Consider the following 26,817-nt stretch of genomic DNA (forward strand, 5'->3'; position numbering starts at 1 on the left):
CATGAACCTGTCAGTGATCCTTATCATCTGCGGCGCCTTTCTGGCCTTCGCAATGCTCGTCATCCTGCTCGGCGGGCCGTCGGCCAGCAAGGCCAAGGGCCGCCGTCTCGCCATGGTCAAGGACCGCCATGCCGCCTCGACCGAGGCGGTCGTGGCGGCGCAGATGCGCAAGACCATCCAGTCGACCAGCGGCCAGGGCAATATCCGTATCTCCAATTTCATGCCGCGGCGCGAGCAGATGGCGCTGCGGTTGCGCCGCACCGGCAAGGGCTGGACCGTCAGCCAGTATATGTTCGCCTCCATGGCCGTCTTCGTGGTCGCAACCGGTGGGCTGCTGGCGATGCGCGCGCCTTTCGGACTCGCTGCCCTGATCGGGGTGCTCGCCGGATTGGGCCTGCCCTATCTCGTCGTCGGCCGCCTGATCACCAAGCGTATCGCCAAATTCAACGCCCGCTTCCCCGACGCGATCGATCTGCTCGTGCGCGGCCTGAAGTCGGGCCTGCCGGTCACCGAAACCTTTCAGGTCGTCAGCCAGGAACTTCCAGGCCCGGTCGGCGAGGAATTCAAGGGCGTCGTCGAACGCATTCGCATCGGCAACACGATGGAGGCGGCGCTACAGGAATCGGCGCAGATGCTCGGCACCGCCGAGTTCCAGTTCTTTTGCATCACCATCGCGATCCAGCGCGAGACCGGCGGCAACCTCGCCGAGACGCTCGGCAATCTGTCCGACGTGCTGCGCAAGCGGGCGCAAATGAAGCTCAAGATCCGCGCCATGTCGTCGGAAGCGAAGGCATCGGCCTATATCGTCGGTTCGCTGCCCTTCTTCGTGTTCGGGCTCGTGTGGATGATGAACCCCTCCTATCTCGCGGGCTTCTTCGTCGAGGAACGGCTGATCATCGCCGGCCTCGGCGGGCTCGTTTGGATGAGCATCGGCGTCTTCATCATGTCGCGCATGATCAGCTTCGAAATCTGAAGGAGCGGGACCAGTGAACAGCAGCCTTCTCCTCACCGCCTTCACCGGCGCCCAGCCCGGCCCGACCCTGTTCGGCGTCGACATTATCTGGGCCAGCACCATGCTCGCCGCGGTCGGCGTGCTTGCGGTCATCATGGCGATTTACGGCGCACTCACGGTTCGTGATCCGATGGCGAAACGCGTCAAGGCGCTGAACGAACGCCGCGAACAGCTGAAGGCCGGCATCACCGCGTCGACGGCCAAACGCCGAGCCAAGCTGGTCCGCAAGAATCAGACCGCCGACCGGATGCGGACGTTCCTGGGCAAGCTGCAAGTGCTGCAGGAAGGCCAGATCAAGGACGTTCAGCAGAAGCTGGCACAGGCCGGCATCCGCTCGAAGGACCTCGCAGTCGCCGTGATTTTCGGGCGGCTGGTGCTGCCCATCATCTTCGGCGGCCTCGCCGCCTTCCTGATCTATTGGGTCGACATGTGGCCCGATCTGACGCCTTTCAAGCGTTCGGGCGCGACGATGGGGGCGCTGCTGCTAGGCTACAAGGCACCCGATCTGTTCGTCCAGAACAAGCGCACGAAGCGGACCGATGCGATCCGCAAGGGCTTGCCCGACGCGCTCGATCTGCTGGTCATCTGCGCCGAAGCAGGCCTGACGGTCGACTCCGCCTTTTCGCGCGTATCGAAGGAATTGGGCCGCGCCTACCCCGAACTGGGCGAGGAATTCGCGCTGACCTCGATCGAGCTCGGCTTCCTGACCGAACGCCGCAGCGCTTTCGAAAACCTCGCCTATCGCGTCAATCTGGAATCGGTGAAGGGCGTCGTCACCACCATGATCCAGACCGAGAAATACGGCACCCCGCTCGCCTCGGCGCTGCGCGTGCTGTCGGCCGAATTCCGCAACGAACGCATGATGCGCGCCGAGGAAAAGGCGGCGCGTCTGCCGGCGATCATGACCGTGCCGCTGATCCTCTTCATCCTGCCGGTGCTGTTCATCGTGATCCTCGGGCCGGCTGCCTGCTCGCTGAGCGACGCCATGTCGTCGGGCGCGATGTCGGGCAACGCCAAGAACTGAGACGAGGGGGCGGGTGTCTCCGCCCCCTCGCTCTCACATCACCTGCTGTTCGATCGCTCCGAAAATGCTGTGGTGGCGGTCGTCATCCATCCAGATGCGCACCGTATCGCCGCCCTGCATGAACGGCGTCTGCGCTTCGCCGCCGACGATCGTTTCGACCGTGCGCACTTCGGCGAGGCAGCTGTAGCCCAGCCCGCCGGCCGCGATCGCCTTGCCCGGGCCACCGTCGGCATCGCGGTTCGATACTGTGCCCGATCCGATGATCGTCCCTGCGCCCAGGTTACGCGTTTTTGCGGCATGGGCGATCAGGGCGCCGAAATCGAAGGTCATGTCGACCCCGGCATCGGCGCGGCCGAGCGGCTCGCCGTTCAGATCGACGCACAGCGTGCCGTGAAGCTTGCCGTCCTGCCAGCGCGCGCCGAGGGCTTCGGGGGTCACGAACACCGGCGACATGGCACTCGATGGTTTGGACTGGAAAAAACCGAACCCCTTGCCAAGCTCGGCCGGAATCAGCCCGCGCAGCGAAACATCGTTGGTCAGGCCGACGAGCAGTATATGCTCGCGCGCCGCGACCGGATCAACGCCGGCGGGAACGTCGCCGGTCACCACCACCACCTCGGCCTCCATGTCGCAACCCCACGCCGGATCGCCGAGCGGGATCGGATCGCGCGGGGCGAGGAATGCATCGCTGCCGCCCTGATACATCAGCGGATCGTGCCAGAAGCTGTCGGGCATTTCGGCGCCGCGTGCCTGCCGGACCAGCGCGACATGGTTCACATAGGCGCTGCCATCGGCCCACTGATAGGCGCGCGGCAACGGCGAGGCGGCATCGCGTTCGTGAAAGCGTTCCTTGGGGATCGCATCATGGTTTAGGTCTTCGGCCAGCGCCTCAAGCCGCGGGCCGACCGTCGCCCATTCGTCGAGCGCCGCCTGCATCGTCGGCGCGATCGCGCCGGCGTCGGCATACCAGGCGAGGTCGTCGGACACGACGACAAGCCGTCCATCGCGGCCATGCTTGAGCGAGGCTAATTTCACACTATTTCCTTTGACTGGCGACGGGCTGACGCCTTCGTCACCGCCAAGGGAGACAAGGATCAGCGCGGTATCGTGATCGATGCGAAACAGGTAAAGCCGCTCTGCCCCGCCTGCAAGCGCCGTATATATTGCAGATAGGCCTGCGACTGATCGTAGCTGGCGCCCGGCAGCGTCTGGCCACGAAACGCGCGCTTCACTTCTTCGCCGGTGAATGGGCGCGGCGACCCCGGAAACGCCCCCTTGGTGCCCGCCGGGACCAATATGCCGCGCGTGTCGATATATTGGCCCGCGCCCGCAGGGCCGGGCACCGGGATCTGGCAGTTCATCACCGACACTGCGGTCTGGGCAAAGGCAGGACGGATCGTCAGCGCCGCCGACACCCCGACCGCACCGAGCGCGAGCATCCGGCGGCGCGAAGAGACGCTATCGTCGCTCTCGGGCGCGGGCTCGTCGATCGGGATATCGCTGTTTTCCATCACCGGCGCATAACTCAATGGGGCTGGCAGGAAAAGCAAAACACCGACGCGGCGGCCCGCCATCCCGCTTTGGCACAGCTGGCGGCAAAGCGTTAATCGCTGGACGCTGGCGGCAATCGCGCTTGCGCCCGATGTTCCTTCGTGCGAGGCGCGGCAGCGATGCTAGACCGCCTGTCCAGCCTGGTGATTGCGCTGACCCTGGTCGCCGTCGCGGCGATATTCGCGGCGCTTGCCGGCGGCGACGCGCTGTCGATCGCGATCCTGACGCTGGCGGGCGCCGCCTCCGCCGCAGTCGTCCACGCAGCGATCCCCACCACCCCGCCCGCGCCCAGCGCCGCCGCGCCTGCCGGCCCGCCCTCCCCGCAAACGGAATCGCTGCTGCGCCACCCCGACTTTGCCCGCTGGGTCGATCAGGAGCGCGAACCGCTGCTCGGCACCGCGGACAATATCGTGACGATCGCCAACGATGCCGCGATCAGGCTGCTCGGGCGGCACATCGTCGGTGCCGACATCCGCACCGCCATCCGCCATCCCGCCGCGACCGACTGGCTGGCGCAAAGCGACCCGCCGGCGCAGTTGAAAACGATCGACCTGCTCGATTTCCCGCGTCCGGGCCAACGCTGGACGATGCGGGTCGCGGTGCTGGCGGCGGGCGAACGGATCATCTTTCTGGTCGACCGCTCCGCGATCGACGCCGCCGACCGGATGCGGTCGGATTTCGTCGCCAACGCCAGCCACGAATTGCGCACGCCGCTCGCCGCGATCCTGGGCTATGTCGAGACGCTGCAGGACATGAACGGCGACGCCGATCCCGATACGCGGCACCGCTTCCTCTCGATCATCGAGCGCGAGGCGAAACGGATGCAGCAGCTCGTGATCGACCTCCTGTCGATCTCGCGCGTCGAGGCCGACCGGTTCCGCCGTCCGACGACGCCGATCGACCTCGCCGACGTCGTCCGCGCGACGATCGGTCAGCTCGCCGACAGCGAACAAGGGCGCGCGAAGGATATTGTCGCCAGGCTGGGCGACGGCGCGCAGCCGATGCACGGCGATGCCGCGCAGATCGGCCAGCTCGCGCACAACATCATCTCGAACGCGATGAAATATGGCCGGCCGGGGACGCCGGTGACGGTCGAACTGGTGCGTGAGGGTCCGCGCATCCGCCTGGCGGTCAGCGACGAAAGCGACGGCATCGCGCCCGATCACCTGCCGCGCCTGACCGAACGCTTCTACCGCGTTGACGAAGCGCGCAGCCGCTCGGTCGGCGGCACCGGGCTGGGGCTGGCGATCGTCAAGCACATCAGCGAGCGCCATCAGGGCCAGCTCGATATCCACAGCGAGGTCGGCAAAGGCACGCGCGTCGCAGTCACCTTCCCGCTCGCCGACGGCAGCTGACGCCGCCGCCGCATCTTCGCCGCGCGCCAAGATCGGCCGCGCCGCGCCGCATTCGACATCGATTTGAAGGAAATGGTGCACCCGGAGCGATTCGAACGCCCGACCCCCAGATTCGTAGTCTGGTGCTCTATCCAGCTGAGCTACGGGTGCGTGGAGAGGCGCCTTTAAGGGGCGGTGCGCGGGGGCGCAACCCCCTATTTCAGCTTTGTGACCGGGACGCAGGACGATTGGCGGCGCAGCCTGTCGAGGCCGGCGATTTCCGCGGGGTCCTTCAGCAAAAGGCGGATCAGCGCGAGGCCGCGGTCGTGGCCCGTCCGCACGACTTCGGCGCCCGCGGCGACCGGCTGTCCATCGCGCGCGACGATGATTCGATAGGGCTCGCCGCCGGCCTCGACATCGTTGCGCACGAAGATGACGTCGGTCGCGGCATCGAAGATGCTCAGCGAACTATAGCGGCCGGGAACCGGCGTCACGTCGATCGCAACCGGCCCCTTCGACAGGTCATAGGGGCAGCTCGAATAGGCGAGGTCGGGACTGGGCCGGACAACCGGCTGGCGCGCGGGGTTGGCGAGATTGCCGTGGGACATGGTGTTGATACCGCCCTGCCCCAGCCGGTCCATCGCGATCGTCATCAGGCCGAAGGGGATGTAAAGCACCGCCGCCCACGCCGTCGCCGCCGCGACGATCAGGCCGAACAGGATTGGGCCGAGCCAGCGCCGCATCTCAGCAACCCTCCCTGACGAGCCGCGGGAGCACCGCCTGCGTGGGTTCGGCACGAAATGCCTCCCCGGGGTTGTACATGCGGAGCGTCAACTGAAAGGGTCGGCCCCTGGTCCCCGGCAGCCAAGCCGCATCCTCCGGCTTGTCGGGCGAAATCGTCACGCGCCATTCGCCCTTCGCATCGAGCGCGACATTGGCGCCGTTGACCGACCAGACACCCGCCGGATTGGCGACGAGATACCCCTTGTCGTCATAGACGGTGACGCTCCACCAGCGTGCATTGAGCGGCGTGCCCGACAGGCTGTAGCGGCAGTCTCCGTCGAGCGGCGCGCCCGCCGCGTCGGTCCTCGCCATCCAGTAGACGGTTTCCTTCGCCGGCAGCGCCAACAGCCCCGATCGCGCGACCATCGCGCGCGTCAGCGGATCGGTCGCCTTGGTCCCGTAACCGAGCGAGGTCGTCCACGGACCGTTCTTGATCGCGCCGTCGCCGAGTCCGCCGCCCGTGAGCGCCCACGCGGCGCCGAGCCCCACCGCCAACCCGCCCACAAGGGTGATCGCATAGCGGTGCCAGCTCTTCATGACGCGCCTCCCCCCGGGCTATTTCGCCTTCAACGCCGCCTGTGCTGCCGCCAGCCGTGCAATCGGCACACGGTAAGGCGAGGCGCTGACATAGTCGAGGCCGGTTTTTTCGCAGAAATGGATGCTCGGCGCGTCGCCGCCATGCTCGCCGCAGATGCCGAGCTTGACGTCAGGGCGCGTCTTGCGCCCGCGCTCGGCGGCGATCTCGATCAACTGGCCGACACCTTCGACATCCAGGCTGACGAACGGGTCGGTCAGGAAGATGCCCTTGTCGACATATTGCGTCAGGAAGCGTCCCGCATCGTCGCGGCTGATCCCGATCGTCGTCTGGGTGAGATCATTGGTGCCGAAGCTGAAGAACTCCGCCGTCTCGGCGATCTCGCCCGCCATCAGCGCGGCGCGCGGCAGTTCGATCATCGTGCCGACGAGGTACGCGATCTCGCGGCCCTTTTCGGCGAACACCGCCTTCGCCTGCGCATCGACCACCGCCTTCATCAGGTCGAACTCGCGGCGCGTCGCCACCAGCGGGATCATCACCTCGGGGATCGGCGCGGCGCCGGTTGCGGCGGCGACGTCGCACGCCGCCTCGAAGATCGCGCGCGCCTGCATCTCGTAGATTTCGGGATAGGTGACGCCGAGGCGGCAGCCGCGATGGCCGAGCATCGGGTTGAACTCGTGGAGCTCATTGGCGCGCGCCTTCAGCGCCTCGATCCCCACCCCCGCCGCTTCGGCGACATCGGCGAAATCCTCTTCGCGCGTCGGCAGGAATTCGTGCAAGGGCGGGTCGAGCAGACGGATCGTCACCGGCAACCCCGCCATCACCTGGAAAATCCCGGCAAAGTCCGCCCGCTGTTCGGGCAGCAATTTGGCCAGCGCGACGCGGCGACCCGCCTCATTCTCGGCCAGGATCATCTCGCGCACCGCGGTGATGCGCGCGGCGTCGAAGAACATATGTTCGGTGCGGCAAAGCCCGATACCCTCGGCGCCGAAATCGCGCGCGACTTGGGCATCCTGGGGCGTTTCGGCGTTGGCGCGCACTTTCATGCGGCGCACCTTGTCGGCCCACACCATCAGCGTACCGAAATCGCCGACCAGTTCGGGCAGCAGCGTCTTGACCTCGCCCGCCATCACTTCGCCGGTCGATCCGTCGAGGGTGATGATGTCGCCCTCGCGGAGTTCGCGCCCGCCGACGCGCAATATGCGGGCGTTGCCGTCGATCGAGAGGCCGCCGGCGCCGGAGACGCAGGGGCGACCCATGCCGCGCGCGACGACCGCGGCGTGGCTGGTCATCCCGCCGCGTGCGGTCAAGATGCCCTTCGCCGCGTGCATGCCGTGGATGTCCTCAGGACTGGTTTCGACGCGCACGAGGATCACCGCCTCGCCCATCGCCGCGGCTTTCTCGGCGCTGTCGGCGGTGAACATGATCATGCCCGACGCCGCGCCGGGGCTGGCGGGCAGCCCCTTGGTCAGCACATCGCGCGGCGCCTTCGGATCGAGCGTCGGGTGGAGCAGCTGGTCGAGCGCGCCGGGATCGACGCGGGTCACCGCTTCCTCTTCGCTGATCAGCCCCTCGGCCGCCATGTCGACCGCGATCTTCAGCGCCGCCTTGGCGGTGCGCTTGCCGCTGCGCGTCTGCAGCATCCAGAGCGTCCCGCGTTCGACGGTGAACTCGATATCCTGCATGTCGCGGTAGTGCGTCTCGAGCGTATCGAAGACACGGCCGAGCTCGCCGAAGGTTTCGGGCATCGCCTCTTCCATCGACAGCGGCTTGGCGCCTGCACGCTCGCGCGCGGTGAGGGTCAGGTACTGCGGCGTGCGGATGCCCGCGACGACGTCTTCGCCCTGCGCGTTGATCAGCCATTCGCCGTACCAGGCGCGCTCGCCGGTCGCCGGGTCGCGGGTGAAGGCGACGCCGGTCGCCGAGGTGTCGCCCATATTGCCGAACACCATCGCCTGGACATTGACCGCGGTGCCCCATTCGGCGGGGATCGAATTCAGGCGGCGATAGACTTTCGCGCGGTCGCTTTCCCAGCTCGCAAACACCGCGCCGACCGCGCCCCACAGCTGGTCGTTCGGCTCCTGCGGGAACGGCGCGCCGGTTTCGCGCGCGACGATCGCCTGATATTCCTTGACCAGCGCCTGCCAGTCTTCAGCCGACATCTCGGTATCGAGGTAGAAGCCCCTGTCTTCCTTGGCGATTTCCAGCGCCTCTTCGAACTCGGCATGGTCGAGCCCCATGACGACGTCGGCGTACATCTGGACGAAGCGGCGATAGCTGTCCCACGCAAACCGCGCGTCGCCCGAGGCTTCAGCCAGGCCGACGACGGTGCGGTCGTTGAGCCCGAGGTTGAGCACCGTGTCCATCATCCCCGGCATCGACACGCGCGCGCCCGAGCGGACCGAGACGAGCAGCGGGTCGGCGGCGTCGCCGAACCGCTTGCCCGTGATCCCTTCGATATGCGCGATGCCCGCGGTGACCTCTTCGACCAGCCCTGCGGGATATTGCTCGCCGTTGGCATAATAGGCCGTGCAGACATCGGTGGTGATCGTAAACCCCGGCGGCACCGGCAGGCCGATCGAGGCCATTTCGGCCAGGTTCGACCCCTTGCCGCCCAGCAATTCCTTCGAACGCTCAGCCGTCGTCGCGTCGCCGCCAAAAAGATGCACCATGTTTGTCTGGGTAGGCGTCGTCATGTCATGCTCCTGCTGCCCCGGGGAGGAGGTTGCGGCTGGATAGGTATGCAATCGCTCTTGGTCGATTCAGTTTTGCTTTGTCGTTCCCAAAGCGCCCCTACCCCGTTCGCATCGAGCGAAGTCGAGATGCCCATCGGTCGTTCGTGCCTTCACCGTGTCTCGGCTTCGCTCGACACGAACATAATTGTGGGTTGGCCCTATCCCTCGATCTTCGAGAAATCGGCCACACCATGCACCGCACCGGTAAAGCGCGCCAGCAGACCAAGCCGATAGGCGCGAACCGCTTCGTCGGGATCGTTGACCATCACGCCCTCGAAAAACGCATCGATCGGGGCGCGCAGCGACGCAAGCGCGGCCATGGCGTCGGTGAAGCGCTCCTCGGCGACCGCGGCGGCGGCGGCGGGTTCGGCGGTGTCGAGGGCGTCGAGCAGCGCAGCATCATGCGCCGTCATGTACTCCGGCGAAAGCCGGAGCCCAGGGCCTGCGTCCGCCGACGTCGGTTCCAGGTCACCCTGGGCCCCGGCGTTCGCCGGGGTGCTGCTGCCTCCCGCCTGCTTCAAGATATTGGCCGCGCGCTTATACCCCGCCAGCAAATTCGCCCCGTCTTCGGTCGCCATAAACGCCTGCAACGCCTTCACCCGCGCGAGCAACCGAACCAGATCATCCTCGCCCCCGAGCGCAAACACCGCGTCGATCAGGTCGTGACGGACACCGGCTTCGCGTTGCTGGACTTTGAGGCGGTCGGCCAAAAATGAGAGCAGCTTGGCAGTGAGGCGGGCCGTATCGGTCTTTGCATAGGTCCAAAGGCCCTCTTCAGACTTATCAAACCACTCACCAAACCGATCATCTTCTAGTTGCTCGGGCGTGAAGTAGTATTCGATAAAGGCTGCTTGGAAATGTTCATCGGCGTAAACCCGATTATAGATGAACCGCCATCCACCGACGAGCGCCGCATCGCTTAGGTTCAACCGCAGGTTATTGGCTTCGCACAACGAATTGAACGCGATGCCGGCGCGCCGCAGCGCGAAAGGGTCTTTCGACCCAGTCGGACTCAGATTCCAAGCAAAAAAGCCTAACAAACTGTCCAGCTTATCTGCCAGCGCCACAGCCACAGTGACCGGCGCGGTCGGCACGTCATCGCCCTGCCCGACCGGCTTGTAATGATCGCGGATCGCGTCGGCGACCGCATCCGGCAGGCCTTCAGCACGGGCGTAGTAGCCGCCCATCAAGCCTTGCAGTTCAGGGAATTCTCCAACCATTTCGGTGACGAGGTCGGCCTTCGATAATGAAGCTGCGTCTCGAACATTATTGTAAAGTTCGATTTTCCCCTGAGGGCTATTCTCGAGCGGGCGAACAACGTCAGCTTGCACAAGCCACAACGCTAGCTCCGTGACGCGATGCACCTTGGCGGCAACCGTTCCGAGCTTCTCGTGGAACGTAATGCGATCCAGCTTCTTGGCGTGCTCTTCCAGCCGAATCTTGCGATCCTGCTCCCAAAAGAAGCGCGCATCGGACAGGCGCGCCGCCAGCACCTTGCGGTTGCCCGCGACGATCTGTGCGCCACCATCGATCGCATCGATATTCGCGGTGCAGACGAAGCCGTTGGCGAGCTTGCCGTCGACACCGTTCACAACGAAATATTTCTGGTTCACCCGCGCGGTCAACTGGATGACCTCGGGCGGCACTTCGAGGAAGGCCTCGTCGAAGCGGCCGAGCAAGGGCACCGGCCATTCGGTGAGCCCGGCATTCTCGATCACCAGCCCCTCGTCCGCGACGAGGGTCAAGCCGGCATCGGCGGCGGCTTTCGCAGCGCCGTCGCGGATGATATCCTGCCGCTCCGCATGATCGACGATGACGTGGCAGGCGCGCAGCTTTTCGGCATAGTCCGCTGCCGAGCCGATGGTGATCTCGCCCGGGCAGTGGAAGCGGTGGCCGCGCGTCGCATAGCCCGACGCGACGCCGCCAACTTCACACGGAATCAGCTCTTCGCCGAAGATCGCGACGATGCCCGACAGCGGACGCACCCAGCGCAGGCTTTCGCTGCTCGCGCTGGCCTTGCCCCAGCGCATCGACTTGGGCCAGGCAAAGCCGCGGACGATCGCGGGGATCGCCTCGGCGAGCACCTCGGCGGTCGCGCGGCCGGGCTTGTCGATCACCGCGAACCAGACGCCATCGCGGTCTTCGAGCTGGTCCTGCGTCAGGCCGGTCTTGCGCAGGAATCCTTCGAGCGCCTGCGGCGGCGCGCTGCTGCGCGGACCCTTGACTTCTTCGCTGACCGCGGCGGTCGCGTCGGGCAGATCGCGTGCGGTCAGCGCGAGGCGGCGCGGGGTGGACCAAATGCTGAGGTCGCCGACAGTGATCCCCGCAGCGGCGAGTTGCGCACGGAACAATTTGTCGAGCTCGGCCCGCGCGCCGGCCTGCATCCGGGCGGGAATTTCTTCCGAGCGCAGTTCGAGAAGGAAGTCGGTCATTGCGGGTCCTCCCCGGCACGGGGAGGGGGACCAGCGAAGCTGGTGGAGGGGTACAGGCCCGCATCCGCCGCGCTCGACACCGCGTACCCCTCCACCATGCTACGCATGGTCCCCCTCCCCCGTTGGGGGAGGATCGGTGCGGCCGCCATCACAACACCCACCCCGGATATTTCGCGGTCCACGCGGCCGACTGGCTGTCGATCCACGCCTTGCAGCTGCCTTTGGCGAGGTCGCGGACGCGCGCCATGTAATTGGCGCGTTCCTGCACGCTGATCACGCCGCGCGCCTGGAGCAGGTTGAACAAATGGCTCGCCTCGATGGCCTGGTCATAGGCCGCGAGCGGCACCCCTGCGTCGATCGCACGCTTGCACTCTTCTTCGGCCGCCTTGAACCCCGCAAACAGGCTGTCGGTGTCGGCAATCTCGAAATTCCATTTCGAGAACTGACGCTCGTTTTCCAGAAACACGTCGCCGTAGCTCACCCCCGGCACGTCGCCGACGGGGTCGGAGAAGCGCAGGTCGTACACATTGTCGACATTCTGGATATACATGGCGAGGCGTTCCAGCCCATAGGTCAGCTCGCCAGCGACGGGCTTGCAGTCGAAGCCGCCCATCTGCTGAAAATACGTGAACTGGGTGACTTCCATCCCGTCGCACCAGACCTCCCAGCCCAGCCCCCAAGCGCCGAGCGTCGGGGACTCCCAGTCGTCCTCGACGAAGCGGATGTCGTGGAGCAGCGGGTCGATACCGATCGCCGCCAGCGAACCCAGATACTGCTCCTGCAGGTCGGCGGGCGACGGTTTCAGGATCACCTGATACTGGTAATAATGCTGGAGCCGGTTCGGGTTCTCGCCATAGCGGCCGTCGGTCGGGCGGCGGCTCGGCTGGACATAGGCGACGTTCCACGGTTCGGGCCCCAGGCTGCGCAGCGTCGTCGCGGGGTGGAACGTCCCGGCGCCGACGCGCATGTCATAGGGCTGAAGGATCGCACAGCCGCTCGCGCCCCAATAGGCGTGCAGCGTCAGGATCATGTCCTGAAAGCTCAAGGATTTCGTCTCTGCCGCGTCGGCCAATGTCCGCTCTTTCGCACGTGCAACAAGTGTCGCCGCCCTTGGCGCAGCGGGCGCGCAGGGTCAAGGTGCGCGAGCGGCGGATGTTGGCAAAGGTGCCGCGTGGCGCGACGAATGTCAGGTCTTGTTGACACAGTCAGCGAATCATGTCATTTAGTCAATAACACCTGACATTCGGTCAGGCGTGCATGACGGGATCGCATGTGATCAACCAGCTGAAAGTGCTGCGCGCGATGCGGAACTGGAGCCAGGCAGAGTTGGCCGACCGGCTCGACGTGTCGCGGCAGGCGGTCAATGCGATCGAGACGGGCAAATACGACCCGTCGCTGCCGCTCGCATTCAAGCTGGCGCGGCTGTTCGCCATGCCGATCGAGGAGATTTTCGACGATGGCCGCGAAGGACATGGCGATGGTGAATGAGCTGCGCGATCCCCCCGTGCCGCGCGAGCCGCGCACGCCGGGCATGGCCTGGCCGATCGCCATCTTCATCGGCACCGCGATGCTCGCCGGCGGCTTTGCCGGCTACAGCGAAGCGCGCGTCGAGCACGGCCAGTCGGCGCTGTCGCCGTGGGCCGGGGCAATGATCGCCATCGCGCTGGGGGCGGCCGCCTTCGCCCTTTACGTGCGCCGTCACGCCGACTGGTTCGCCCGATGGTCGCCGCGCAAGCGGCTCTACTGGATCAGCATCCTGCTCGCCGGAGCGCTCGGGCTGGTGTCGGCGATCATGCTGCAGGCCGGGGGCAACGCCGACCTGCTCAGCGACAGCGCCCTGACCCCGGCGCTGGCGTCCGGACTGTCGGTGCTGTGGGTGGCCGGGCTGACCGTGGCGCTGATCCTGTATCACCGCACCGTCGATGACCATGAGCGCGACGCCTATAACCGCGCCGCGCTCGCGGGCTTTTACGCCTTTATCTTCCCCTGCCCCGTCTGGTGGGTGCTCGCGCGCGCCGACTTGGCACCGCCGGTCGAGGCGATGCCGCTGTTCGCGCTGTCGATGGCGGTCAACGCCGTCGTTTATTGCTGGTTCAAATTTCGCTGATCCCCTCCGCCCTTCCATCCCCCCCTTGGCCATATGGCCGAAACACGAAAGATGATGTCATCATGAAGAGCTGGTTCAAGACCCTCGCCGCAACCTGCGCGGTCATTCCCTTCGCCCAGTGCGCGGTGCTGCCCGGCGGCAATGTCGCCGCCGCCGCCGAGCCGGCCAAGACCGCGGTCGCGGCAGCCCCCGCGGCGACGGTCGACGCCGACCCCGCGCTGTGGGTGGTGAAGGACGAGGATACGACGATCTATCTGTTCGGCACCGTCCATGTGCTGAAACCCGGCCTCAGCTGGTTCGACGAAGCGGTGAAAGACGCCTTCGACACATCGGACGAGATGATGCTCGAACTGGTGATGCCCGAGGATCAGGGCGAGGTGGCAAAGGTGATGATGCCGCTGGCCGTGGACCCGAACGGCACGACGTTGCCGTCGCGGCTGTCGGCCGACGAGCTGAAAGCCTATCAGGCCGCGATGACCGGGGTCGGGCTGCCCGCCAACGCCTTCGACAGCTTCGAGCCCTGGTTCGCGGGCGTCACCCTGTCGGTGCTGCCGCTGACCAAGCTGGGCTATGATCCCGAACAGGGCGCCGAAAAGCAGCTGACCCGCTTTGCCAAGGACGCGAACAAACCGATCGCGGGGTTCGAAACGCTGGGCGAACAGCTCGGCTTTTTCGACGCGCTGCCCGAGAAGGACCAGCTGAGCTTCCTCAATTCGGTGGTCCGCGACATGGACAAGCTCGGCCCGGTGCTCGACAAGATGGTGGTGCTGTGGGGCAAGGGCGATCCCGACGGGCTGGCGGTCGCGATGAACGAAAGCATGGCGGAAACGCCCGAGCTCGCCAAGATCCTGCTCTATGACCGCAACGCCCGCTGGGCCGACCGGATCAAGACGCGGATGGAACAGCCAGGGACGGTGTTCGTCGCCGTCGGCGCCGGACATCTGGCGGGCGACAAGAGCGTCCAGGATTATCTGAAGGATCGCGGACTCACCGCAACGCGGGTCGACTATTGATCGAGGGGGGACGCCCCGCCCGGCCTTGGGGTCGCCGCATCGCGGCGGCCCTTTTGCCGTGCCTGCTCGCCGCGTGCGGCACCGCCGAACCGGGGCCGCAGGCGCAGCCGGCGATGTGGCTGGTCGCCGACGCCGACACCCGCGTCTACCTGCTCGGCACGATGCACGCGCTGCCCCCCGGCACCGACTGGGACGGGGGCAAGGTCGCGGGCGCGATCGACAGTGCCGGCGAACTGGTGATGGAGCTGGCGCCCGGCGAGCTCGCGGCGGCGGGTGAGGTGTTCGGCGAGCTGGCGCCGCGCGCGACCCCGCTGGCGATCGATGCGCGCCTGCCGCAGCCGGCACTGACAAGGTATCGCGCGCTGGAAGCGAGCGGCAGCGACTTCGGCGGCGACACGCTCGACGATTGGGCGGTGGTGGTGCTGATGGCGCAGCGCGCCGCCAAAAATGCCGGGCTGTCGTCCTCCGACGGGGTCGAGCCGGGCCTGACCGCGCGGTTCAAGGCCGCCGGCAAGCCGATCAGCGGGCTGGAGACGGCGCGCGGGCAGCTGATGCTGTTCGAAACGCTCGACCCCGCGACGCAGCGCACGCTGCTGACGCGCGCCGCCGCCGGATCGGATGCGGCGATGCAGGACATCGACACGCTGGTCGCCGCGTGGACGCGCGGCGATGTCGCGACGCTGGCGGCGGAGATCAACGCCGACATCGACGCGGTGCCGGCGGCGCGGCGCGCGATCGTCACCGAACGCAACCGCCGCTGGACGGCCTGGATCGCGGCGCGGATGGCGCGGCCGGGTACGGTGATGGTGGCGGTCGGCACCGGGCATCTGGTCGGCACCGACAGCGTCCCGGCGATGCTGGAGGCGGCGGGGACGAAGGTGACGCGCGCCCAGTGACGCCGCCCATACCGGGCCAGCGCTAGCTCGCTGCGATCCGTCCGCCCGCGATCCGGAACCGCGTCACCGGTCCCGGCATGTCGGCGAACAGCGCCGCTTCGGTCCCGGTCAGCCACGCCTGTCCACCCTGCCCCGCGAGCCGTTCGTACAGCGCGGCGCGGCGCGAGGGGTCGAGGTGCGCGGCGACCTCGTCGAGCAGCAGGACGGGGCGCGCACCGCGCAGCCGCGCGACACAGTCGCTGTGCGCCAGGATCAGCGAGAGCAGCATCGCCTTCTGCTCCCCGGTCGAACAACGTGCGGCGGCGCGCCCGGTCGCGGCGTGGACCGCCGACAGATCGTCGCGATGCGGCCCCGCGGTCGCCCTGCCCGCCGCGGCATCGATCCGCCGCCGCGACGCGAACAGCGCGCGCAGCGCCTCCGGCTGGTGGGGCGCCTCGCGCGCCGCGCCTTCGCCATCGACCAGCGTCAGCAGCGGCCGCGCGACCGGCGCGTCGGGCTGCACCGTGAGTTCGGCGGCGAGCGCGGCAAGGGTGCGCTGCCGCGCCGCGTCGATCGCCGCGCCATGGTCGGCGAGCTGCGCCTCGAGGCTGGTCAGCCACGCCGGATCGGCCGGTCCTGCATCGGCGAGCAATTTGCCGCGCGCGCGCAGCGCGGCTTCATAGCGGTTGCCATGTTGCGCGTGGCGCGGATCGAGCGCGAGGACGAGGCGGTCGAGAAAGCGCCGCCGATTGCCTGCGGTTTCGACGAACAGCCGGTCCATCGCCGGGGTCAGCCACAGCACCGCCAGCCATTCGCCAAGCGACGCCGCCGCCGCCGCGGCGCCGTTGATCCGCACGATCCGACGCCCGGGATGCGCCGGTTCGATCCCGGTCCCGAGCGCCACTGGCGGCAGGCCGGCACCGGCCTGCACCTCGGCAAAGATCGCAAACCCTCCGCGCGCCCCGTCGCGCACCATGTCGGCGAGCGGCGCCCGGCGCAGCCCGCGCCCCGGCGCGAGCAGCGAAATCGCCTCCAGGATATTGGTCTTGCCGGCGCCATTGTCGCCGTGCAGCGCGACGAGCCCCGGCGCCGCTGCGATGTCCGCACCGGCATGATTGCGAAAATCGGTCAGCGAAAGGCGGGCGAGCGTCATCTGCCTGTCCGCCTACCCCAGCCCCTCTTCCGATGCCAGCCCGTCGCACGCCCTGGTTCCATCGACATTTTTCCGGTGAGCGGTAATTTTTCCCATCTTAGCGGATTTTTCGCGCTGAAATAATCTGTCGTGGGCCGAAAAATCCCGCTTAACCGCCAATGAATGAAATTGGCACGCTCCCTGCAACAGTGCCGATATCCACCGGATGGTCCGGTGAGACACTTACAGGAAGGACAATATCATGGCCCATTTCAACGTCGACTCGTTCAAGAGCTACGCGATCGCAGCGGTTGCCTCGCTTTACTGCTCGATCATGTTCCTCGCCGCTGTCGGCCCGAACGGCATGGTCGCCTGACCCGCCGTCGCGCCCCATAACGCCGGCCCCGCGCCGGGATCGAAAGGAAAGACATGACACAGGGTTTTCGCAAGAATCGTCGCGACGGGATGATCTTCGGCGTGTGCGCCGGGATGGCAGACCAGTTCGGTATCGACGTCTTGTGGACGCGCGTCGGCTTTGTCGCGCTGACGCTGCTCGGCTTCGGCCTGCCGCTGCTGCTGTACCTCGCGGTCGCGATCCTCGCACCGTAGGAGGCAGCGCAAGGGCCGGTCGCCGTACAGGCGCAGTCGCACCGGCCCGCACATTCCCAGGACCAAGGGCTCACCGGCCACCCCGGTGGGCCCTTTTCTATTTGTTTATCGGCGCCGCATTACAATCCTTTCGACGCAACGCCCTCACAGACGCGGGTCAACGTAGCTTTGGCTAAATTTAGGCAAGGAAGGCAATGATACACATCGTCTTCAGCTCTTCGGCTGCTGGTACCCTGCGGCGATTGCTTCGCCGACGTGGCTTGCGAGATAAGGTCGTCGATCTCACCGACTCTCTCGATTGGGGTCCAATAGCGATGCCGCTAAAAGACCGGGAAAATTGGTTAGACCAATATGCCCCAACCGGCTCCGGGAACCGCGATTGGATAAGCGAGCAGGTGTCTGAATTCTGGAAGGCTGTTGAGAAAGAGCCGGACCGGTTGATCTGGATCGCTCCTCGTTCTGCCACCGAACAGTCTGGCTTGTATTGGTTTCTATCACAATTCGATGGGATAGAAGCTGACCTGGTGATCGCGGACTACCCGCTGTCGGCCAGCTGGAAAAATCAAGCCCCGCTCACTCTTGGAGAACTTAACGAAGATCTGATGGCCGAGTTGCTCGACAGTTGTCCTCGTATCAGGCGGGACGATGCCCGCTTTCCTCGTCGTCGATGGTCTGAGCTGATGATCGATAACGCCCTTCTTCGCATAGTGGAAGGCGGAGCCATCCAGAGCGTGCACGAACGCTATTTTGACGACCTGTTGCTCGAACATTGCCATTCCGATGATACAAATTGGCGGCGTGTCGTGGGAAACGCCATGGCGGCGTCGTTCGATAGCAACGGGTCACCAAGCGACGCGTTCTTGTTTTGGCGCCTTCGGGAATTGATCCGAGAAGGTCGAATCGTTTGCAATGGGGAGCTGCTGCTCGATTCCGTGGGAGACGGAGCGGCAAAAGTTCGACGGCTGATGTGAAAGAAAAAGCCCCGCCGGATCGCTCCGGCGGGGCTTGTTTTCTGTCGGCCAAATGCGGTGCGAAAGCTTACGCTTCCCCCTCGCCCTCCGGACGCTCCTGCACCGTCACATCGTCGGTGGTGAAGTCGTCGCCCTGGACCTTGCCCAGCGGATCGTCGCCCATCGCGGCTTCGGGACCCTGCGCCAGTTCGGCGGCATGTTCCGCAGCCGCAGAGGCGGGCGCGATCAGATCGACCTGGCTCGCGGCGCGCATCGAGGCCCGCAGCGCGGCGTCCTTCGACGACGCGGTGACGCGGACGCGGTTCATGGCAGCACCGGTGCCCGCCGGGATCAGGCGGCCGACGATGACATTTTCCTTCAGCCCCTGCAGCGAGTCGATCTTGCCCTGCACCGACGCTTCGGTGAGGACGCGGGTCGTTTCCTGGAAGGAGGCCGCCGAAACGAAGCTGCGCGTCTGCAGGCTCGCCTTGGTGATGCCCAGCAGGACCGGGCGCCCTTCGGCGGGCTTGCCGTTCTTCGGCAGCTTGGCGTTATATTCCATCATCTCCAGATAATCGAGCTGTTCGCCCGGCAGCAGCGTGGTGTCGCCGCCGTCGGTGATCTCGACCTTCTGCAGCATCTGGCGAACGATCACCTCGATGTGCTTGTCGTTGATCTTCACGCCCTGAAGTCGATAGACTTCCTGGATTTCCGCGACCAGATATTCGGCCAGCGCCTCGACGCCCATGACGTCGAGGATGTCGTGCGGGTTCGGCGAACCGCTGATCAGCGCGTCGCCGCGCTTGACCTGGTCGCCTTCCTGCACTTCCAGGACCTTCGACTTGGGGATCAGATACTCGATCGGATCGCCTTCTTCCGGAACGATCGCGATCTTGCGCTTCGCCTTGTAATCCTTGACGAATTCAATGCGGCCGCTGATCTTCGCGATGACGCTGTTGTCCTTCGGAATGCGTGCTTCGAACAGCTCGGCCACCCGCGGCAGACCGCCGGTGATGTCGCGCGTCTTCGACGCCTCGCGGCTGACACGGGCGAGAACGTCGCCCGCCTGCACCGTCTGGCCGTCCTCGACCGACAGCATCGTGCCGACCGCGAGCAGGTAGCGCGCGGCCTCACCCGACTCATCGTCGAGCAGGGTCAGGCGCGGCTGCAGGTCTTCCTTCTTGGCACGGCCCGCCGAACGATATTCGATCACGACGCGCTGGGCGATGCCCGTCGCTTCGTCGACCTGTTCGATCAGGGTCTTGGTGTCTTCCAGATCCTGATATTTCACGACGCCCTGCTTTTCGGTGATCAGCGGCATGGTGAACGGATCCCATTCGGCAATCCGGTCGCCCTTCTTCACCTTTTCGCCGTCCTTGTGCAGGATCTGCGCGCCATAGGGCAGCTTGTGCGACGCGCGTTCGCGACCTTCGCTGTCGATGATCGCGATTTCACCCGAACGCGCGAGCGCCAGACGGCGACCACGCTGGTCGACGATGGTGTTCATGTCGCGATATTCGATCGTGCCGTCCGAAATCGCTTCGGCGTTCGACTGTTCGTTGACCTGCGCCGCGCCGCCGATGTGGAAGGTCCGCATCGTCAGCTGGGTGCCGGGTTCGCCGATCGACTGGGCGGCGATGACGCCGACCGCTTCACCGATGTTCACCGGGGTCCCGCGGGCCAGATCGCGGCCATAGCATTTGCCGCAAACACCCAGCACCGCTTCGCAAACCAGCGGCGAACGGATCTTGACCGACTGAACCTCGGCATCTTCGATCCGCTGCGTCGTCGGCTCGTCGAGCAGCGTGCCCACCGGCGCGATGACATTGCCGTCCTTGTCGACCACGTCTTCGAGCGTGGTACGGCCGAGGATGCGCTCGCCCAGCGAGGCGATCGTCGAACCGCCCTGGATGATCGCGCGCATTTCCATGCCGCGTTCGGTGCCGCAATCATCCTCGATCACGACGCAGTCCTGCGACACATCGACCAGGCGGCGGGTCAGATAACCCGAGTTCGCCGTCTTGAGCGCCGTATCGGCCAGGCCCTTACGCGCACCGTGGGTCGAGTTGAAATACTCGAGAACGGTCAGGCCTTCCTTGAAGTTCGAGATGATCGGCGTTTCGATGATCTCGCCCGACGGCTTGGCCATCAGGCCCCGCATGCCGGCAAGCTGCTTCATCTGCGCCTGCGAACCACGGGCACCCGAATGCGCCATCATATAGATGGAGTTGATCGGGGCCAGACGGCCGTCGGGCAGCTTCGGCGTCGCGCGGATTTCGTCCATCATCGCGTTCGCGACCTTGTCGCCGCACTGCGACCAGGCGTCGATTGCCTTGTTGTACTTTTCCTGCTGCGTGATCAGGCCGTCCTGATACTGCTGCTCGAAATCCTTCACCAGCGCGCGGGTTTCGTCGACCATGCCTTCCTTCGAGGCCGGGATGATCATGTCGTCCTTGCCGAACGAGATGCCCGCCTTGAACGCGTTGCGGAAGCCCAGCGCCATGATGGCGTCGGCGAACAGCACCGTCTCTTTCTGGCCGGTGTGGCGATAGACCTGATCGATCACGTCGCCGATTTCCTTCTTGGTGAGAAGGCGGTTGACGACGTCGAAGGGCACGGTGTGCGACTTCGGCAGGCATTCGCCGATCAGCATGCGGCCCGGGGTCGTCTCGAAGCGGCGCAGATATTCATTGCCCTTCTCGTCGGTCTGCGGGACGCGGCTGATCACCTTGGTGTGCAGGGTCACCGCACCGATGTGCAGCGCCTGGTGGACTTCGGCCATGTCGGCAAGCAACATGCCCTCGCCCGGCTCGCCTTCGCGCTCCAGCGAGAGATAGTAGAGGCCGAGGACCATATCCTGCGACGGCACGATGATCGGCTTGCCGTTCGCGGGCGACAGGATGTTGTTGGTCGACATCATCAGCACGCGCGCTTCCAGCTGGGCTTCCAGCGAGAGCGGAACGTGGACGGCCATCTGGTCGCCGTCGAAGTCGGCGTTGAACGCGGCGCAGACCAGCGGATGCAGCTGGATCGCCTTGCCCTCGATCAGCACCGGCTCGAACGCCTGGATGCCGAGGCGGTGAAGCGTCGGGGCGCGGTTCAAGAGGACCGGGTGCTCGCGAATGACTTCGTCGAGGATGTCCCAGACTTCCTTGCGTTCCTTTTCGACCCACTTCTTGGCCTGTTTCAGGGTCATGGAGAGACCCTTGGCGTCGAGGCGCGCATAGATGAAAGGCTTGAACAGCTCGAGCGCCATCTTCTTCGGCAGGCCGCACTGGTGCAGCTTGAGTTCGGGACCGGTGACGATGACCGAACGGCCCGAATAGTCGACGCGCTTGCCGAGCAGGTTCTGACGGAAGCGGCCCTGCTTGCCCTTGAGCATATCGGACAGCGATTTCAGCGGACGCTTGTTGGCACCGGTGATCGTGCGGCCGCGGCGGCCGTTATCGAACAAGGCGTCGACGGCTTCCTGCAACATGCGCTTTTCGTTGCGGACGATGATGTCCGGCGCGCGCAGTTCCATCAGGCGCTTCAGACGGTTGTTACGGTTGATCACGCGGCGATAGAGATCGTTGAGATCCGACGTCGCGAAGCGGCCGCCATCGAGCGGCACCAGCGGGCGCAGTTCGGGCGGGATCACGGGCACGACTTCCAGGATCATCCATTCGGGCCGGTTGCCCGAATCGATGAAGCTTTCGACGACCTTGAGGCGCTTGATGATCTTCTTGGGCTTCAGCTCCGACTTGGTCGTCGCCAGATCTTCCATCAGATCGACGCGCTCCTGCTCCAGATCGAGATTCTCGAGCAGGACGCGGATCGCCTCGGCGCCGATGCCGGCGCTGAACGCGTCTTCGCCATATTCATCCTGCGCGTCGAGCAACTCGTCCTCGGTCAGCAGCTGGAACTTCTCGAGCGGGGTCAGGCCGGGCTCGAGCACGATATAGGCTTCGAAATAGAGGACGCGTTCGAGCTGCTTGAGCTGCATGTCGAGCAGCAGGCCGATGCGCGAGGGCAGCGACTTCAGGAACCAGATGTGCGCGACCGGCGCGGCGAGCTCGATATGGCCCATGCGCTCGCGGCGGACCTTGGTCACCGTGACTTCGACACCGCATTTTTCGCAGACGATGCCCTTGTATTTCATGCGCTTGTACTTGCCGCACAGGCATTCATAATCCTTGATCGGACCAAAGATGCGCGCGCAGAACAGGCCGTCGCGCTCGGGCTTGAACGTGCGATAGTTGATGGTTTCGGGCTTCTTGATCTCGCCGAACGACCACGAGCGGATGCGTTCCGGGCTCGCGATGCCGATCTTGATCATGTCGAAGGTTTCGGCCTTCGCGACCGGGTTCATGAAGTTGGTAAGCTGGTTCATAATTTAGCTCCACTGCCCCTCCCGCGCGGCGGGAGGGGTGAGGCAATGTCGTTATTCGGCGGCTTCGGGAAGGGCATCCGGGGCATTGTCGGGGTCTTCTTCCGCATAGGAAGACAGTTCGACATTGAGGCCCAGCGAGCGCATTTCCTTGACGAGCACGTTGAAGCTTTCGGGAATGCCGGCCTCGAACGTGTCGTCGCCCTTGACGATCGCTTCGTAAACCTTGGTGCGGCCGATCACGTCATCGGACTTCACCGTCAGCATTTCCTGGAGCGTATACGCCGCGCCATAGGCCTGGAGCGCCCAGACCTCCATTTCACCGAAGCGCTGGCCGCCGAACTGCGCCTTACCGCCCAGCGGCTGCTGGGTGACGAGCGAGTAGGGCCCGATCGATCGCGCGTGGATCTTGTCGTCGACCAGGTGATGAAGCTTGAGCATATAGATATAGCCCACCGTCACCTTGCGGTCGAACCGATCGCCGGTGCGCCCGTCGTACAGATCCGACTGGCCCGATTCATGCAGCCCCGCGAGGGTAAGCATGTCGGTGACGTCCGCCTCTTTGGCACCGTCGAACACCGGGGTCGCGAACGGCACGCCAACCCGCAGGTTCTCGGCCATTTCGACGATGTTGTCGGCGTCGCGGCCCTTGATGTCGTCGGCATAGCCTTCGCCATAGACATGGACCAGCGCGTCGCGAACCGCCTCCGGCATCTGACCGCCGGTGACATCGGGATTGGCATCGCGCCATTCGTCGAGCGCCTGCGTCACCCGCTGCCCCAGACCGCGCGAAGCCCAGCCGAGGTGGGTCTCCAGGATCTGCCCGACGTTCATGCGCGACGGCACGCCCAGCGGGTTGAGCACGATGTCGACATGCGTGCCGTCCTCGAGGAACGGCATGTCCTCGACCGGCAACATGCGCGAGATGACGCCCTTGTTGCCGTGACGGCCGGCCATCTTGTCGCCCGGCTGCAGCTTGCGCTTCACCGCGACGAAGACCTTGACCATCTTGAGCACGCCGGGGGCGAGTTCGTCGCCGCGCTGCAGCTTTTCGACGCGATCTTCATACTTCGCGTTGATGCGCTTGATCGCGTCGTCATACTGCGCCTTGATCGCTTCCAAAGCCGTCTGGGCATTGTCGTCGACCACCGCGAGCTTCCACCAATCGGCGCGGTCGAGTTCGACCAGCATCTCTTCGGTAACCGCGTCGCCCTTCTTCAGGCCCTTCGGAACCGCGCTGGTGGTCTGGCCGACCAGCAGTTCCTTCAGGCTGGAGAAGGTCGCGCGGTTGAGGATCGCGCGCTCGTCGTCCGAATCCTGCTTCAGACGCTCGATCTCTTCGCGTTCGATCGCGATCGCGCGCTCGTCCTTGTCGATACCGTGGCGGTTGAAGACGCGGACCTCGACGACGGTGCCGGACACGCCCGGCGGCAAGCGGAGCGAGGTGTCGCGCACGTCGCTGGCCTTTTCGCCGAAGATCGCGCGCAGCAGCTTTTCTTCCGGCGTCATCGGCGATTCACCCTTGGGGGTGATCTTGCCGGCCAGAATGTCGCCCGGGCCGACTTCGGCGCCGATATAGACGATGCCCGCTTCGTCGAGGTTGCGCAGCGCTTCCTCCCCGACGTTCGGGATGTCGCGGGTGATGTCTTCGGGGCCAAGGCGGGTGTCGCGCGCGGTGACTTCGAATTCCTCGATGTGGATCGAGGTGAAGACGTCGTCCTTCACGATGCGTTCGCTGATGAGGATACTATCCTCGTAGTTATAGCCGTTCCACGGCATGAACGCGACGAGCACATTCTTGCCGAGCGCCAGTTCGCCGAGCTCGGTCGACGGACCGTCGGCAATGATGTCGCCGCTGCGCACGACGTCGCCGACATTCACCAGCGGACGCTGGTTGATGCAGGTGTTCTGGTTCGAACGCTGGAACTTCTGCAGGCGATAGATGTCGACGCCCGACTTGCCGGGTTCGATCATGTCGGTGGCGCGGATGACGATACGCGTCGCATCGACCTGGTCGATGATGCCGCCGCGGCGCGCCGCGATGGCCGCGCCGGAGTCGCGGGCAACCGTTTCTTCCATGCCGGTGCCGACGACCGGCGCCTCGGCGCGGAGCAACGGCACCGCCTGACGCTGCATGTTCGAACCCATCAGCGCGCGGTTGGCGTCATCGTTTTCCAGGAACGGGATCAGCGACGCCGCGACCGAAACGAGCTGCTTCGGCGACACGTCCATCAGCGTGATCTGCTCGCGCGGCGCCATCAGGAATTCGCCGGCTTCGCGCGCCGAGATCAGCTCGTCGATGAAGCTGCCATCGTCGTTGAGATCGGCGTTCGCCTGCGCGACGGTGTGCTTCTGCTCTTCCATCGCCGACAGATAGACGACCTCGTTGGTCACCTTGCCGTCGATGATCTTGCGGTACGGCGTCTCGATGAAGCCGTACTTGTTCACCCGCGCGAAGGTCGCGAGGCTGTTGATCAGACCGATGTTCGGGCCTTCCGGCGTTTCGATCGGACAGATGCGGCCATAATGGGTCGGGTGAACGTCGCGGACTTCGAAGCCAGCGCGTTCGCGCGTCAGACCGCCCGGCCCAAGCGCCGACACGCGGCGCTTGTGGGTGACTTCCGACAACGGATTGGTCTGATCCATGAACTGCGACAGCTGCGACGAGCCGAAGAATTCGCGCACTGCGGCGACCGCGGGCTTCGCGTTGATCAGGTCGTTCGGCATCACGGTCGACACATCGACCGAGCTCATGCGCTCCTTCACCGCGCGCTCCATGCGGAGCAGGCCGACGCGATACTGGTTTTCGAGCAGCTCGCCGACCGAACGGACACGGCGATTGCCGAGGTTGTCGATATCGTCGATTTCGCCCTTGCCGTCCTTCAGATTCACCAGTTCCTTGACGACCGCGAGGATGTCCTCGCTGCGCAGCGTGGTGACCGTGTCCTCGGCGTCGAGGCCAAGGCGCATGTTGAGCTTGACGCGGCCGACCGCCGACAGGTCGTAACGTTCGCTGTCGAAGAACAGGCCGTCGAACAACGCTTCGGCGGTTTCGCGCGTCGGCGGTTCGCCGGGGCGCATCACGCGATAGATGTCGCTCAATGCCTGGTCGCGATCCTCGGCCTTGTCGGCCTTCAGCGTGTTGCGGATCCACGGACCGGTGTTGTTGTGGTCGATGTCGAGCAGGACGAGCTTGTCGATGCCCGCCGCGTCCATCTTTTCGAGGTTTTCGGCCGACACTTCGTCGCCCGCCTCGATATAGATTTCGCCGGTCGCGTCGTTGACGAGGTCATAGGCGCTGTAACGGCCGAAGATTTCCTCGGTCGGGATCAGCAGCGTGTCGAGCCCGTCCTTCGCCGCCTTGTTGGCGAGGCGCGGGCTGATCTTGTGGCCGGCGGCGAAGACGACTTCGCCGGTCTTGGCATCGACGACGTCGAACGACGGCTTCGAACCACGCCAGTTTTCGACCATGAACGGCACGCGCCAGCCGTTTTCGGCACGCTCGAAGATCAGGCGGTCATAGAAGTGGTTGAGGATTTCCTCGCCCGTCATCCCCAGCGCATAGAGCAGGCTGGTCACCGGCAACTTGCGCTTGCGGTCGATGCGGACGTTGACGATGTCCTTGGCGTCGAATTCGAAATCGAGCCACGAACCGCGATACGGAATGACGCGCGCAGCGAACAGGAACTTGCCCGACGAATGGGTCTTGCCGCGATCATGGTCGAACAGCACACCCGGCGAACGGTGCATCTGCGACACGATGACGCGCTCGGTGCCGTTGACGAAGAAGGTACCGTTGCCCGTCATCAGGGGCATGTCGCCCATATAGACGTCCTGCTCCTTGATATCGAGCACCGAGCGGGTGTCGGTTTCGCTGTCGACTTCGAAGACGATCAGGCGCAGCGTGACCTTCATCGGCGCCGCATAGGTGATGCCGCGCTGGCGGCATTCGTCGACGTCGTATTTGGGCGCTTCGAGTTCGTAGTGGACGAAGTCGAGTTCGGCGGTGCCGGCGAAATCGCGGATCGGGAACACGCTGCGCAGCGTCTTTTCCAGTCCCGAAACATAGCCGACCGAGGGGTCCGACCGCAGGAACTGTTCATAGGATTCGCGCTGCACCTCGATCAGGTTGGGCATTTCCACCGCTTCGTGGATGTTGCCGAACAGCTTGCGGATCCGCTTGCTTGCGGTTGCTTCGAGGGCCTTGCCCACCGACTTCGCCTTGGTCGCCATAAGTGATTGTCTCGCCTTGCAAAAAATCAGGTCGCGAGCGCTTCGACGCGAAAAAAGCCGCAGCCAACCGTTGCCGGTTATCCGCAGCTCTCCAACGCTTGTCGAAATCCCGTCGACCTATCC

19 protein-coding genes and 1 tRNA gene are annotated in these 26,817 nt (G+C 65.2%); 9 read left to right on the plus strand and 11 right to left on the minus strand.

What is annotated here, in order from left to right; genetic code table 11:
• Nucleotide 1 precedes the first annotated feature (1 nt).
• Together HEQ22_RS09895 and HEQ22_RS09900 are read left to right on the plus strand one after the other, a co-directional pair.
• Nucleotides 2-973 carry a type II secretion system F family protein gene (locus HEQ22_RS09895; protein ID WP_432767736.1) on the plus strand — a complete coding sequence of 324 codons (972 nt, stop codon included), beginning with the start codon at nucleotides 2-4 and terminating at the stop codon, nucleotides 971-973.
• A gap of 100 nt (nucleotides 974-1,073) precedes the next feature.
• Entirely contained in the window at nucleotides 1,074-2,036 is a 963-nt protein-coding gene (locus tag HEQ22_RS09900) for a type II secretion system F family protein (protein WP_432770851.1), read from the plus strand.
• A 33-nt stretch (nucleotides 2,037-2,069) separates the two neighbouring features.
• On the opposite strand, the gene HEQ22_RS09905 is transcribed toward HEQ22_RS09900, so the two are convergent.
• On the minus strand, nucleotides 2,070-3,071 hold the full coding sequence (locus tag HEQ22_RS09905; RefSeq protein ID WP_432767737.1) for a fumarylacetoacetate hydrolase family protein: 1,002 nt from the start codon (nucleotides 3,069-3,071) through the stop codon (nucleotides 2,070-2,072).
• Between the two features lie 59 nt (nucleotides 3,072-3,130).
• Nucleotides 3,131-3,547, minus strand: coding sequence for a hypothetical protein (locus HEQ22_RS09910; RefSeq protein ID WP_432767738.1), 417 nt, complete (start codon nucleotides 3,545-3,547; stop codon nucleotides 3,131-3,133).
• Between the two features lie 159 nt (nucleotides 3,548-3,706).
• On the opposite strand from HEQ22_RS09910, the gene HEQ22_RS09915 reads away from it, so the two are divergent.
• Nucleotides 3,707-4,942: a sensor histidine kinase gene (locus tag HEQ22_RS09915; protein WP_432767739.1), complete on the plus strand. Its 1,236-nt coding sequence runs from the start codon at nucleotides 3,707-3,709 to the stop codon at nucleotides 4,940-4,942.
• A gap of 73 nt (nucleotides 4,943-5,015) precedes the next feature.
• On the opposite strand, the gene HEQ22_RS09920 is transcribed toward HEQ22_RS09915, so the two are convergent.
• The 6 genes from HEQ22_RS09920 to HEQ22_RS09945 all read right to left on the minus strand — a co-directional run bounded on the left by HEQ22_RS09920 (nucleotide 5,016) and on the right by HEQ22_RS09945 (nucleotide 12,436).
• A tRNA-Arg gene (locus HEQ22_RS09920) sits at nucleotides 5,016-5,092 on the minus strand.
• 44 nt (nucleotides 5,093-5,136) lie between these two features.
• Nucleotides 5,137-5,664 carry a DUF1254 domain-containing protein gene (locus HEQ22_RS09925; protein ID WP_432767740.1) on the minus strand — a complete coding sequence of 176 codons (528 nt, stop codon included), beginning with the start codon at nucleotides 5,662-5,664 and terminating at the stop codon, nucleotides 5,137-5,139.
• A 1-nt stretch (nucleotide 5,665) separates the two neighbouring features.
• A complete protein-coding gene (locus HEQ22_RS09930; protein ID WP_432767741.1) occupies nucleotides 5,666-6,241 on the minus strand; it encodes a DUF1214 domain-containing protein in 576 nt (191 codons plus the stop codon).
• Between the two features lie 18 nt (nucleotides 6,242-6,259).
• Nucleotides 6,260-8,935 (minus strand): pyruvate, phosphate dikinase, encoded by a 2,676-nt coding sequence (ppdK, locus tag HEQ22_RS09935; protein ID WP_432767742.1) that lies wholly within the window; start codon nucleotides 8,933-8,935, stop codon nucleotides 6,260-6,262.
• 197 nt (nucleotides 8,936-9,132) lie between these two features.
• The gene (gene glyS, locus HEQ22_RS09940; protein WP_432767743.1) at nucleotides 9,133-11,406 is read right to left on the minus strand and encodes a glycine--tRNA ligase subunit beta; all 2,274 of its coding nucleotides are present in this window, start codon (nucleotides 11,404-11,406) and stop codon (nucleotides 9,133-9,135) included.
• Between the two features lie 148 nt (nucleotides 11,407-11,554).
• Complete coding sequence (locus tag HEQ22_RS09945) at nucleotides 11,555-12,436, minus strand: glycine--tRNA ligase subunit alpha (RefSeq protein ID WP_432770852.1); 882 nt, start codon at nucleotides 12,434-12,436, stop codon at nucleotides 11,555-11,557.
• A gap of 227 nt (nucleotides 12,437-12,663) precedes the next feature.
• Between HEQ22_RS09945 and HEQ22_RS09950 the strand changes: the two genes are divergently transcribed.
• The 4 genes from HEQ22_RS09950 (at nucleotide 12,664) to HEQ22_RS09965 (ending at nucleotide 15,422) form a co-directional block, all read left to right on the plus strand.
• Nucleotides 12,664-12,894 carry a helix-turn-helix transcriptional regulator gene (locus tag HEQ22_RS09950; RefSeq protein WP_432767744.1) on the plus strand — a complete coding sequence of 77 codons (231 nt, stop codon included), beginning with the start codon at nucleotides 12,664-12,666 and terminating at the stop codon, nucleotides 12,892-12,894.
• Entirely contained in the window at nucleotides 12,863-13,513 is a 651-nt protein-coding gene (locus tag HEQ22_RS09955; protein ID WP_432767745.1) for a hypothetical protein, read from the plus strand. Before HEQ22_RS09950 ends, HEQ22_RS09955 begins: the two co-directional genes overlap by 32 nt.
• A gap of 62 nt (nucleotides 13,514-13,575) precedes the next feature.
• Complete coding sequence (locus HEQ22_RS09960) at nucleotides 13,576-14,526, plus strand: TraB/GumN family protein (protein ID WP_432767746.1); 951 nt, start codon at nucleotides 13,576-13,578, stop codon at nucleotides 14,524-14,526.
• Nucleotides 14,523-15,422 carry a TraB/GumN family protein gene (locus HEQ22_RS09965; protein ID WP_432767747.1) on the plus strand — a complete coding sequence of 300 codons (900 nt, stop codon included), beginning with the start codon at nucleotides 14,523-14,525 and terminating at the stop codon, nucleotides 15,420-15,422. Before HEQ22_RS09960 ends, HEQ22_RS09965 begins: the two co-directional genes overlap by 4 nt.
• A gap of 22 nt (nucleotides 15,423-15,444) precedes the next feature.
• Here HEQ22_RS09965 and recF read toward each other — a convergent pair whose 3' ends face one another.
• Nucleotides 15,445-16,554 carry a DNA replication/repair protein RecF gene (recF, locus tag HEQ22_RS09970; protein ID WP_432767748.1) on the minus strand — a complete coding sequence of 370 codons (1,110 nt, stop codon included), beginning with the start codon at nucleotides 16,552-16,554 and terminating at the stop codon, nucleotides 15,445-15,447.
• 408 nt (nucleotides 16,555-16,962) lie between these two features.
• Here recF and HEQ22_RS09975 point away from each other — a divergent pair, with 408 nt between their 5' ends.
• The gene (locus HEQ22_RS09975; protein ID WP_432767749.1) at nucleotides 16,963-17,142 is read left to right on the plus strand and encodes a PspC domain-containing protein; all 180 of its coding nucleotides are present in this window, start codon (nucleotides 16,963-16,965) and stop codon (nucleotides 17,140-17,142) included.
• Nucleotides 17,143-17,336: 194 nt separating this feature from the next.
• Nucleotides 17,337-18,113: a DUF3658 domain-containing protein gene (locus tag HEQ22_RS09980; protein ID WP_432767750.1), complete on the plus strand. Its 777-nt coding sequence runs from the start codon at nucleotides 17,337-17,339 to the stop codon at nucleotides 18,111-18,113.
• Nucleotides 18,114-18,180: 67 nt separating this feature from the next.
• Here HEQ22_RS09980 and rpoC read toward each other — a convergent pair whose 3' ends face one another.
• A complete protein-coding gene (rpoC, locus tag HEQ22_RS09985) occupies nucleotides 18,181-22,464 on the minus strand; it encodes a DNA-directed RNA polymerase subunit beta' (protein ID WP_432767751.1) in 4,284 nt (1,427 codons plus the stop codon).
• 51 nt (nucleotides 22,465-22,515) lie between these two features.
• Nucleotides 22,516-26,694 (minus strand): DNA-directed RNA polymerase subunit beta, encoded by a 4,179-nt coding sequence (gene rpoB / locus HEQ22_RS09990; protein WP_432767752.1) that lies wholly within the window; start codon nucleotides 26,692-26,694, stop codon nucleotides 22,516-22,518.
• Nucleotides 26,695-26,817 lie beyond the last annotated feature (123 nt).

The organism is Sphingopyxis sp. (assembly GCF_050916055.1).
Taxonomy (GTDB): Bacteria; Pseudomonadota; Alphaproteobacteria; order Sphingomonadales; family Sphingomonadaceae; genus Sphingopyxis.